Origin of the sequence: Streptomyces sp. MCA2 (genome assembly GCF_023544705.1) — a bacterium.
GTDB classification, from domain to species: Bacteria; Actinomycetota; Actinomycetes; order Streptomycetales; family Streptomycetaceae; genus Streptomyces; species Streptomyces decoyicus.
Window position 1 is genome coordinate 171,690 of sequence record NZ_JAMJFM010000008.1, and the last position, 11,108, is coordinate 182,797.

The following is an 11,108-nucleotide window of genomic DNA, read 5'->3' on the forward strand; positions in this document are numbered from 1 at the left end:
AGAATGGACTTCGAACAGCACATCAACTGGACCGTTCTCCCCGCCGGTCTTTCGAAGGACGGTACGCAGGTCAGCGTGTCGGTGTTCATCGCCCCGCGACTGGTGACATCCGACAGGACGACGCCGCGCACCACGCTGGGACCGCACTTCCCCGATTTCCTTTCCTGGCCGGAGAAGGTCAAAGCGGCCACCTTCGATTTCGGTACCGGGGACCGCACTTCCGCATCCTCGACGCCCTTCCTCAGCGGTCTGAAGCCGCTGGGCCAGCCCCCCGACGCCGACCTGTGGAAGAGCCTCTTCGGCAGGGAGACGCCGCTGGACCCCTACGTCTTCGAGGACCACACCGACCCGGACAAATTCCACACCTACTCGGCGAACGAAGTCGGCACGTTCACCAAGGAAAGATATGTGGAAGCGGCCAAGGCGTCGCCCGAGACACCGCCCTCCACCAGGGCGCTGCTGCGCTCAGCGAGTGACACTGCAACGGGCACCAGGGATGTGGCCATGGCGACCGGCGACGTCGCCGCGGACGGCGAGCCCGCCATGCCTCCGCAGCTGAACGGGCTGAAGGGCTTCCACACGCTCAACATGCCCCCCGCCCCAACGCTCGCCAACGGAGAGCCGATCCGGCGGCCGCGACCCCCCAAGCAAGATCCCGACTTCCACCAGATGCTCACCTCGCTCGGCGACCATCCCAAGTTGCTCCGGGCCCTCGGCCTCGTCCTGGACTTCGTCCTGCCGGCCAACCTGCTTCCTGTCTCCTCGGGCCAACGGATCCTGACCGTCACCCCCAACTGGGCGCCCGCACTGGGGAATCGTTCGCACGATGTTGCCCCTCGCACTCGTTACGTCTTCCTTCCGGACCGTCATGCCTTCGTGCCCGCGGGGAAGGCCCTCACGGACGAGGAGCCGCTGCCGCCGCCGTCCCGCGGCCTCGTGGCGGTGACAAAGAATTTCGCCGTCGAGCAGGCTGACATCGACGCCGCCGCGCGCAAGATGGTCTCGCCCCCCAAGGGCGCCACGGGACTCTCCCCGGTGCGTACTCATGGGATCTCGCTGGTCAGGAGCGAGCGGCTGGACAGCCTCACGGACGAGTTCGCGCGGGCGGTCGAGCATGACGGCGCCTTCGCCCGCGTGATCGAGCAGCAGAGGAACGGGCGGGGTGCGGAGCCGGGCCCGCAGCCTCCGGGGGCCGTCGCCCCACACGAAGCGCAGGAGCCCGAGGCCGCCCCCGAACTGATCGCCGAGGACCTGATCCGCGGCCACCGGATGGACATCTGGGACGACGAACGACAGAGATGGTTCTCACTGCACGAGCGCGTCGTGGAGTACCGGCAGCCACGCGACGGGCCGGTCCTGCTCACGGCGTCGGACGAAGGGTTCTTCCAGGCCCATTTGGCCTCACCGCCGAGCGACGCCAAAAACCCCGACCATCTCTACGTGCCCGAGCAGTTGGTCACCTGGGACGGATGGTCGCTGTCCGCGCCCCGCCCGGGCCTGGTACTGGACATCGACGAGGGGTCCGTCGAGGACCACCGCCCTCCCAACCTGCCGAAGCCGCTCAACAACACGGCGCAGACGCAACTGCCGCTGGAGATCACGGCCAAGACACGGCCCGGCTCGCTGCCCAGGCTGCGGTTCGGCCACCACTACCGCGTACGGCTGCGTACGGTCGACCTGGCAGGCAACGGCCTTACCAGGGAGGAGGCCGACGCCGCCCTGAAGGCGGAATCCGCCGCCGCGCCGAAGGACGCAGCGGCCCTGATGCTCCCCGGCGGGGCCGGACTGCAACTCTTCCAGAGGTTCGAGCCCGTCCTGGCCCCGGCCATAGTGCCCAGATTCGCCGTCGAGGAAGGTTCCTCGGCCTTCCGGATGGTGATCCGGAGCAGCCCGGGCACCGGCCCGCCCCCGGCCGGTGGGGGGACCGTGCGGACCGTCGCCCTGGTCAACGTCAAATTCGGCAAGCACAACGACGACGTCCGCATCGTCCAGCAGGCCCTCATCGACAACGGACACGCACACTTGCTCCCCCACGGCGCGGACGGAATCTTCGGCGACGAGACCAAGGCCGCGTACGCCGAGGAGCAGCGCGCCCAGGGCTTCACGGGCAGCGGTGCCGACGGTGATCCCGGCTGCAAATCCCTCACCAACCTTGGCCTCAAGAGCGGCTTCGCCGTCGACTGCGGCACGGGCACGAGCAGCGGCACGGGAACCGGTACCGCGGCCGGCAGCGAAGCCGGCCGGACAGCCGAGCAGTACGCCGCGGACTTCAACCGGTCGCCCCTGGTCACCGCGGAAGGACACGGACCATACCGGGGGACCGACGAACGTCATGTGGTGGCACCGAAGGCGTCGCTGCGGTGCGTCGAGTGGCACGGACTGCTGGACGAGGCCATCGGCTCCACGGACCAGGCCGTGCAGAACGCGGTCTACGATCTGGCCACCCGGGAGAGCGGCTCGTTGAGCGACACCTCCCCGTCCCAGCCGGATGTTCAAGTGGAGCCGATCGAGTCGTCGTCGGCGGACCCCGACAACCCGGTGAACACCGTTCTGCACACCGGCGAGCGGGTCGAGCTGCCCTACCTTCCCGATCCGCTGTCCTCGGGCGCGGTCTTCCTGGATCTGCCGGGCATGCCCGACGGGGAGCCCTTCCCGGTTTCCTGGGACGGCGAGGTCTGGCACCGCCCCCGGTCCCTGCGGCTGCGGCTGGCCGAAGGCACTGCCCCGCCGCGCTTCGACGAGGCGTCCCGAGTGCTGACCGTATCGCTGCCGAAAGGCGTCGTGGCGACCGTCCGGGTGTGCTCCAGGATCGACTTCGACGAGAAAGTCATGGGCATGGCCGGGTGGTGTCGGGAGCAGGAGGACTCGGTACCGAGGCTGGCGTCGGAGACGGAGGGGGAGGCGGCGGCGAGAAGAGCGGCAGAGGCGCAACTCACCGACGACACGCTGGCGCTGGCCGCAGCCAGTCGGCACTGGATGTTCACCCCCTGGCAGGAACTGACACTCGTCCATGCGGTGCAACGGCCAATGAAATCACCGGTGTTGACCCTGCCGCCGACGACGGTCCCGCGTGCCGCCGGAGCGACCGCCGAGCACCTCATCGGCTCCGTCGCGCTGGACGAGGGCACTACGGACCGGATCGACCTGATCGCCGAGTGGACCGAGGTGACGGACGCCGGCCCCAAGGGCCGCCACATCCGCGAGATGGCTGTCCCGGTGTTCGATCTGCTGACGGCGTGGGCGGCGGGCCGGAACGGTGTTCCCGGCGCCGAACCCGCCCTCCTCCGGGACGGCGTCCTGACCTTCAACACCCAGGCGGCCGAGGGCAAGGCGAAGGCGGACGCCGCGGCCGCGGCGGCGCACCCCGCCAACCCCCAGGGCAATCAGGACGACAAGCCTCACCCTCTCCCGCCCAACCCCGCGAAGCATGAATTCGGCGACACCAAGCACCGGACGGTGCGCTACCACCCCGTGGCCGGCAGCAAGTTCGCCGACTACTTCCCACCGCAGTTCGCCACGCCTGGCGCGAACAAGCTGACCGTAGAGGGGGCGGCGCAGGAGTACTCGGTGCTGAGCAGCAAGCCTCCCATGGCCCCACGGCTGCTGTACTGCGTGCCCACGCTCACCCTGGAGCACGTCGGCGGGCCGCCCGGTCCCATCGTCCATCAACGGCGCGGTCGCGGAATCCGGGTGTACCTGGACCGCCCCTGGTTCTCATCCGGAGACGGCGAACTGCTCGGCGTCGTTCTCGGCGAACCACCGGGAGGCGATCCGAAGTCCGCACGGGACGCCTGCGTCACCCTGATGGGCCGCGACCCGATCCACCGCTCCGCGCCGGTCTTCGCCCCAACCCCGGAGATGTTCACCAACGCGGAGCGGCAGTCCGGCAAGCTCTCCCTCTCCACGCCGTCGGGCCCCCTCCCGGTCACGGTCGTCGGCTTCACCCCGCAGTTCGAAGCGGGCACTCCGAAGTCCGATGAGGACTCCGATGAGGACAAGGACAAGACCGGCCGCTGGTTCTGCGACCTGGACCTGGACACCGGGGATGCCTGCCTGCCCTTCGTCCGGCTCGCCCTGGTCCGCTACCAGCCGGATTCCATCCCCGGAGCCGAGATCTCCTCCACGGTCGTCCTCACCGACCTGGTGCGCACCCTGCCCGACCGCGAATTGAGGGTCACGCGCGGCGATTCGCTGTCGGTCAGCCTCACCGGCCCCTCCTGGGACCCCACCGGCTCTCTGCCGCCGCGCATCACCGCCACGCTGCAACGCCGGAACAGCCTGGTCGACGACGCTGACCTCGGCTGGGTGAGCCTCGAAGACACCACCGTCCAACTCACCTCCGTCGACGCGGAATCCTCCCGAACGCCCTTCTACACGGGCCAGATCCCGATACCGCCCGGACGACGCAACGGGCCGTTGCGCCTGATGGTCCTCGAGACCGAGGGCATCCGCCCCGACGGCCCTACCCCGCCCACGACACCCGGGCCGGTGATCTACTGCGACACCGTCACCTTCTCGCGGAGGCCGGGTGGCCCGGACGGCGGCCATGACGGCCATGACGGCCACGGCGACCATGACGGCCCCCATGGACCGGGCGATCACGGACCGGGTGATCACGGGGGTGGGTTCGGTGGCGGGTTCCACCACCGTTGACCTGCGGTGACACGGCTAGGGCGACCCGGAAGCGCATCGCCGTCGGCGCAGGACCCTTCGCCCCGCGAGCGTATAGCTCCGCCTATCCGCGCTGCGCCTGGCGGATGCGCTTGGCGAACATGCGGGTGATGGAGTCCAGAGTCTGGCCATCTGGAACCTCTTCTGCGTGTAGCCGCTGATGGCTTGAGCTGGGGTCCGGAAGGACCGGAGCCCGAAGCCGACGACGCCTTCCAGGTCCGGCGCAGCGTAACCCTGGTCGCCGAAGGCCACCATGCCCTCGTCGGGCTGGGCCCCACGGACCGTGTCCTGGCTTGCCGGCTGCCGACGTCTGCACCGCGGCTACGAACGCAAGGCAGAACACTTCCTCGCCGCCTTCGTCGGCATAGCCGCGGTCCTCATCTGTCACCGCCGCCTCAGCCAATGAAACGACGTCTTACTGGGTCGGGTCCACGTCCATGAACTGGTAGTCGCTCTGGATGAGGCCGTCCGGGCCGAGGACGATGAACTCCGTGCCGACGGCCGCGACATCACCGCCGCCAGCGGGCACCATGTGCCAGGTGATGCGCACAGAGTTGTGGTTCACCTGATAGTTGTGGATCGTGAAGGCGAACCCCTTCTGGACGAAGTCCTCGTACGCCTCATGAATGGCCTCGTGGATCTGGCTGTGGCCGCGATACTCATCGGTCATGTTGGCGTAGTGGCCATCGCCCGCCCAGAGCTCTCCGACGGCCTTCTGACGGCGGTCGGCATCCACCTCGTTCCACACCGCGGTGTACCGGTCCACGAAATCGGCGATCTTGGTCAAGGCACTTCCCTTTCCTGAAGGAAACCGGGTCGGGCATCCGACGCACCATCCGCAGCATCGGATGGTGTCGCCTGGAGGCCTCCTGATGCTCACACCCGGCATCACGGCTGTCGATTACTTGAGAGGTAATCCATCACCGGGCACCGATTCCCGGATACGGCGTTTTCGCTGGCCCGAGGCGGCAACAGCCGGAGACTGTAGGGAAGACTCCTGGCAGAACACTGCCTCGCCTTCGTCGGCATAGCCGCGGTCCTCATCTGCCACCGCCGCCTCACCAAATGAAACGACGTCTCAGGAGAGAAAGGCCGAGCGAACCCAGTGAACCCGGCGGCCGGCGAGGACTTCGCGGCGGCCCATGCCCCTTCACGATCCGTCCCGATTCCCGGACTACCGGGCTTGGCCTGAGCAAAGCCCTGAGCGAGGACGCGTTGCGGTATCGGCCGGCCGGGCAGAGCACTGCCGCTGGAGCATAGGCAGCGATAGTGTGATGAACAAGGTGGACTACACCACCAACACCTCGATCGGATAAGGGGGTTGTTCTGGCATGAAACCGCCCAGACGCAGCGGCTTACACAGAACGTTCGCCGTCCTCATAGCCGTGCTCGCCGTCACCTTTGGCCTGGCCACCCAGGCCGGCACGGCCTGGGCCGACGACGGCTCGGGCCTGAGCGGCCTGACGTTCTCGTCGGCCAACGGCGGCCGGAACCTGGACGTGCAGAACGGCAACACCGGAGACGGTGTCTTCATTGTCACCAACTCCGCGCCGGGCTACCACCAGAAGTGGACCGCCGGCCCACAGGCGGACGGGTCGTTCACCCTCGTCAACGACGCCACCGGCAAGTGCATCGAAGCCGGCTCCCCGCTCAAGCAGCGTTCCTGTTCCGGATCGTCCGGCCTTCGCTGGTACTTCCAGCCCGTGAGCGGCACCAGTGACACGTTCATGGTCCGCAACGCTGGTGACAACAAGTGCATCGACGTTGTCCTGGCCGCCCAGTACGACGACGCGTGGACCCAGAGCTACGGCTGCAACGGCAGCAAGGCGCAGCAGTGGAAGATCCCCTCGTCGGCAACCGGCGCCGCGTTGAAGGCCGCCGTGGACTATGCGTCGAAGCGTTGCCAGAAGGACGCAACGACCTGCTCGTGGACGAAGGGTTCCCAGGCCCCGGCCGAGCCGCTGCCAAAGCAGTGCATCTCTCCCGTCTGGTACAACGGCACCGAGGCGCCGGTGCCGTGGACGTTCTCGCTGAACACTTCCACCGGCTGGTCGAGCCAGCTGGGCGTGTCCTTCGAGTCGGGCATCGGCACGGGAGCCGCGAGCCCAGTCCAGACCAGCGTCAGCCTCACCATCTCCGGCCAGGTCACCTACGACCTGCGCAAGGACCTCGGCAACAGCCTGATGATCACCGTGCCGACGCACCACTACGGATGGGTGGCACTGTCGGAGCTGGCGACGAAGGTGACCGGTGAGTGGACCTTCGATGCGAACGGCTTCCCCTGGAAGGCGAGGGACACCGTCACGGTTCCCCTACAGAGCGACGACCAGGGCCGCTCCAGCATCTATCTGGCCCAGACCAGCCCGGACTTCACCACCTGCAACAACTGAAGCAGAAGGCGGGCCCGCACGGTGGTGCGGGCCCAGCCCCGGCAGCCACCGCTGCCGGGTAGGCGCTTCCTGCTCGCCTGGGCGGAGAAGAGCGCGACCACCTTCGATACCGTCGCCACCGTCATGGTGAAGATGCGTCCCGCCACCGATCTCTCCCTCAGCGACAAGGCGCAGGTCAGTACGGCGACGACCGGTAACCGCTTCCAGGTCTGCGCCGCGTCGGCCTTCGGGGGCGGAGTGGAATCCGTCTTGACCGCGTGGGCGGACGACGGCGGTACGTCGGACCTCGCCGTGCGAGGACGAGCCTTCACCGTCACCTCCTCGGGAGATTGGTGTAGGCGTGGCCTGCCTGTGGAGAAACCCGCGGCCCTCCGCCGGGGCCCAGAAGGCCAACCACCTACAGATGCCAGTCTGTTGGAACGGTAGCGAAGCGCCTGCCGTGACGGACGGCCGGTCAGTCTCTCGGCCCCGCCGACGCTCTGGCGCAGAGGTACGGACGCGCAAGCAGTAGGCCGGTGCCGGTCATGGCGATGCCGAAGTAGACCGGCGCGAGGTGGATGAAGTCCAGGTAGTGGATCGCGCCGTGCACTACGACAGCCGGCAGGAAGCCGGCGGCCGCCGCCACGGACAGGGTCCAGAACACCCAGGCTTCACCCCGCCGCCAGCCCCACGCGCTGAGCAGGACGATCGCCACCGCGGAGGCCATCAGGGCGCCGCCGAACCCCGCGCGGTCGTGGGCGACGAACGGCACCAGCCGAGGGCTCACGGCTTCCAGCGTCTGCGTGCTGGTGCCCAGGAACGTCAGGTCGGTCGGCACGAAGACACCGGTCAGACCGACCACCGAGATCACTGCTCCGCCGACGAACAGCCCCGCTCCCGTGACGATCAGCAGCAGTTGGCCGACCAGCGCCCGTCGGCGCTCGGGCTCAGGCCCCTCCGGCGCCAGGCGCCATCGCGGTGCGTGCGGGGTCCGACGGACCGCGGCCACGAACATCGGGAACAGCACGATGGCGGTGGCCGTGTGCAGGGGTTCCACGAAGCCGGTGGCCAGGAAGTAGAGCAAGGTGGGGAAGCCGATCGCCCCCGAGAGCAGATACACCTCACGGGCCCAGGGCCAGCCGCGTCTGATCCCGCCCACGGCAAGGCCGGTGTAGAGGGCGCCGATCGCTACCATCGTGCCGGCCATGGTGATCCGGTCGTGCTGGAGGAAGTGCACGAGGTGATGGTTGGCGGCGTGCAGTTCGTGCAGCGTCATGCCGAGGTAGTCACGGTCGTACCAGAGCAGCACCGGTCCGAGCGTGATCGCCGCAGCGCCGAGTCCGGCGCCCGTCATACCGAGCCCGACAAGCAGCGCCCACCACCAGGCCGGCCAGCGGCGGGGATCGCGGCCGATGTCCCGTAGCAGCGGAGCGGGCGCGGTGGGTGTAGCTGCCTCGGTGACCCGTGCGAACCAACCGGGTCCGGCCGCGACGAGCACCCCGGGCCGGGCGAGCACGACGGCGCTTGGCTCCTCGATCACGGCGGCAGCGGCGATGACCGACGGGTCGGTGACATGGACTATGCGCGGTTCCTCGCTGTCGGTGAACCCGTCGACATGGGGTGTGAGGGCGGCCTCGGCCTCCGGGTCGCTGGTGCCGACAACGAGCGGAATCGAGCGGTCGGCAGCGGCCTCGCGTACGGTCTCCACGTCGGCTGCCGAGACGGGCGCCACCTCGACGACACCGGCCCCGAGCGGGTGCATGGCGTGTACCGCGTCGCGGGCGAGCGAGGGCGGGACGGATATGCCGAGGCGGACGGTGACGGGCACGCCGGCGATCTCGCCGGCGAGCCGCTCGGGCGGATGGCGGTGGCCGAACCCCCGGGCGATCAGCCGCGCGCCGGCGGGACGGGAGCCGACCGAGGCCAACAGCCGCAGCGCGGTGCGCTGCGAACGGCGCCGGCCGAGGACGGCAGCGGCCAAGCCGCGCAGCGGTTGATACGTCCAGTCCGGCATCAGTGTCTCTCGTTCTCCGTCGCGGTCGCCAGGTCACCTGGCGCAGTCCAGTCGAGCACCGGCGTCATGGAACGCAGCGTCGCCCGCGTCGGCGTCAGCCGGGCGATCGTGTCGCGCAGCAGCACCGCGGGCGGCCACGACAGCTGGCCGACTGCGCCGAGCCGGGCGGAGCGGCGCGTGATGGCCTGGGTCCGCGGGCGGCGCAGCAGGTCGTACGAGCGGAGCGCGGCGGCAACGTCCGGCCGGCCGTCGAGGCAGTGGGCGAGGGTGACCGCGTCCTCGAGCGCCTGGCACGCGCCCTGGCCCAGATTAGGGGTCATGGCATGGGCCGCGTCGCCCAGCAGCGCGACCCGGCCGCGGATGAAGGAGGGCAGCGGCGGCAGGTCGTACAGGTCGTGTCTCAGCACCGCGTCGGCGGGGACGGCGGCCAGCAGGGCGGGGATGGGATCCGGCCAGGACCCGAACCGGCGCAGCAGTTCGGCGTACTCGGACGATCCTGAGGCTGCTCCCGCCGGCAGCGACGCGGTCGCGAAGCAGTACATCCGCCTGCCCGGCAGCGCCGTGTAGCCGAACCTCTCCCCGCGGCCCCAGGTCGCGGCGCCCTCGGAGGGCGGCTCGGCAAGTGGTTCGGTGACCATGCGCCAGGCGGTGTAACCGGCGTACCGGGGGCCGTCCGTGTCGGACCACAGGGCGCGGCGGACCGCACTGCGCAGCCCGTCGGCGCCGACCACGAGGTCGGCCCGGGACTCGCCCTTACGGTGAACGACGACCAGACGGTGACCGTCGTCGCGGACCGCGGACACCTCGCTGCCCGACCGCAGGCTGTCGGCGGGCAGCGCCTCGGTGAGCGCTCGCAACAGGTCCGCGCGGTGCAGGACCACCAGGGGATGGCCGAAGCGGCGCGTCAGCTCCGCGTTGTCCGTACGGGACAGCCAGCGGCCCCGGCGGTCGCGTACGCCGCCTGTGGCCTCGACGGCGCCGAGTGCCCGGACGGCGTCGGCCAGGCCGAGCACCTCAAGTGCGTGCAGCGCGTTCGGCCACAGGGAGATGCCGGCGCCGATCTCAGTGAACTCCCGGGACCGTTCCAGCACCTCGACGCGCCAGCCCCGGCGGTGCAGGGCGATGGCCGCAGCGAGCCCGCCGATCCCGCCGCCGACGATGGTCGCGGCGCGCTGTGGCATGGGTCCTCGCTCTGAGTTCGGGGGCGCCGCCCCCGGTCAAAAGTGGCGGTCGATCCGGTGCCCGAGCGGCATGCGACGCGACGCAGATCCGGCTGAGCAGCGCCTCATAGCAACATGTCGACAGACGCCTGTCAACGTGCCGAGGGGCGGACCTGCCAGGTGGATATCGCCGTGAGTATGCCGCGGTGACAGGTGGCGCGCAGGCCCCGGTCCAGACAGCCAGGAGCAACTGCATCTCGCAGACGACCTGGTAGAGAGTCAGGCCGGCGCTGTGTCTCTTGGGTCCGGGCCAGGCAATGGAGTGTGCCGAAGGCGTGGGCGGCGGAGACGAGGGTGACGTGGTGATGCCAGTCGCTCCAGGTGAGGCCCTCGAAATGGGAGGGGCCCAGGGCCTGTTGAACCTCGCAGTAGTCGTGCTCGATCCGTCGGCGGAGCTTGGCCGGCCGCACGAGCATGGTGAGCGGGGTGTTGTCGGGCAGGTTGGAAAGCCAGCTCTGCACCGGCTCCGACTCGGTGGCGGGCCATTCGGCCAGCAGCCGGCACGCGGGCAGTTCAGGGCCGTCGACGGCCTTGCGGATGCCACATCCAGCGGGCCGGGTCCACAGTGCCACGGGTGCATGGTCCGGAGCCTATGACGCCATGGTCCGCCGGACAGAACCCAGAGCGTTGCGGCGGCGGTTGCGGGCTCTTCGTCACCGACAAGGCTCCGGTCTTGCAGAGATCGGCCAGCCATTGGCCCACCGTCATGTCATCCATGCAGGACTCGCTGACCCAGGTCCCCGGCGCGTACATGTCCGTCGCTGCTATCTGCGGTGCCGATGGGTCCGACACCATTGATCGGGGACGACGAAGGCCTGCGCAACAGCATAAGAA

The 11,108-nt window shown here is 69.3% G+C and carries 7 protein-coding genes and 1 pseudogene; 3 read left to right on the plus strand and 5 right to left on the minus strand.

Annotated elements, in window-relative coordinates:
• Window positions 1-3: 3 nt before the first annotated feature.
• Window positions 4-4,653 carry a peptidoglycan-binding domain-containing protein gene (locus M8I34_RS09130; protein WP_250048734.1) on the plus strand — a complete coding sequence of 1,550 codons (4,650 nt, stop codon included), beginning with the start codon at window positions 4-6 and terminating at the stop codon, window positions 4,651-4,653.
• Between the two features lie 295 nt (window positions 4,654-4,948).
• Window positions 4,949-5,077: pseudogene (locus M8I34_RS09135) on the plus strand (IS5/IS1182 family transposase); the annotation flags it as partial.
• Window positions 5,078-5,086: 9 nt separating this feature from the next.
• On the opposite strand, the gene M8I34_RS09140 reads toward M8I34_RS09135, so the two are convergent.
• The gene (locus M8I34_RS09140; RefSeq protein ID WP_250048735.1) at window positions 5,087-5,458 is read right to left on the minus strand and encodes a nuclear transport factor 2 family protein; all 372 of its coding nucleotides are present in this window, start codon (window positions 5,456-5,458) and stop codon (window positions 5,087-5,089) included.
• A gap of 544 nt (window positions 5,459-6,002) precedes the next feature.
• Here M8I34_RS09140 and M8I34_RS09145 point away from each other — a divergent pair.
• Window positions 6,003-7,061 carry an RICIN domain-containing protein gene (locus M8I34_RS09145; RefSeq protein WP_250048736.1) on the plus strand — a complete coding sequence of 353 codons (1,059 nt, stop codon included), beginning with the start codon at window positions 6,003-6,005 and terminating at the stop codon, window positions 7,059-7,061.
• On the opposite strand, the gene M8I34_RS09150 is transcribed toward M8I34_RS09145, so the two are convergent.
• The 4 genes from M8I34_RS09150 to M8I34_RS41860 form a co-directional block, all read right to left on the minus strand.
• Complete coding sequence (locus tag M8I34_RS09150; protein ID WP_250048737.1) at window positions 7,016-7,372, minus strand: hypothetical protein; 357 nt, start codon at window positions 7,370-7,372, stop codon at window positions 7,016-7,018. The two genes, M8I34_RS09145 and M8I34_RS09150, sit on opposite strands and share 46 nt — an antisense overlap.
• 143 nt (window positions 7,373-7,515) lie before the next feature.
• Window positions 7,516-9,054: a hypothetical protein gene (locus tag M8I34_RS09155; RefSeq protein ID WP_250048738.1), complete on the minus strand. Its 1,539-nt coding sequence runs from the start codon at window positions 9,052-9,054 to the stop codon at window positions 7,516-7,518.
• Window positions 9,054-10,235, minus strand: a complete 1,182-nt coding sequence (locus tag M8I34_RS09160) for an FAD-dependent monooxygenase (RefSeq protein WP_250048739.1) — start codon at window positions 10,233-10,235, stop codon at window positions 9,054-9,056. The genes M8I34_RS09155 and M8I34_RS09160 overlap by 1 nt, the downstream gene beginning before the upstream one ends.
• A 131-nt stretch (window positions 10,236-10,366) precedes the next feature.
• Window positions 10,367-10,846: a hypothetical protein gene (locus M8I34_RS41860; protein WP_374210879.1), complete on the minus strand. Its 480-nt coding sequence runs from the start codon at window positions 10,844-10,846 to the stop codon at window positions 10,367-10,369.
• Between the last annotated feature and the right edge of the window lie 262 nt (window positions 10,847-11,108).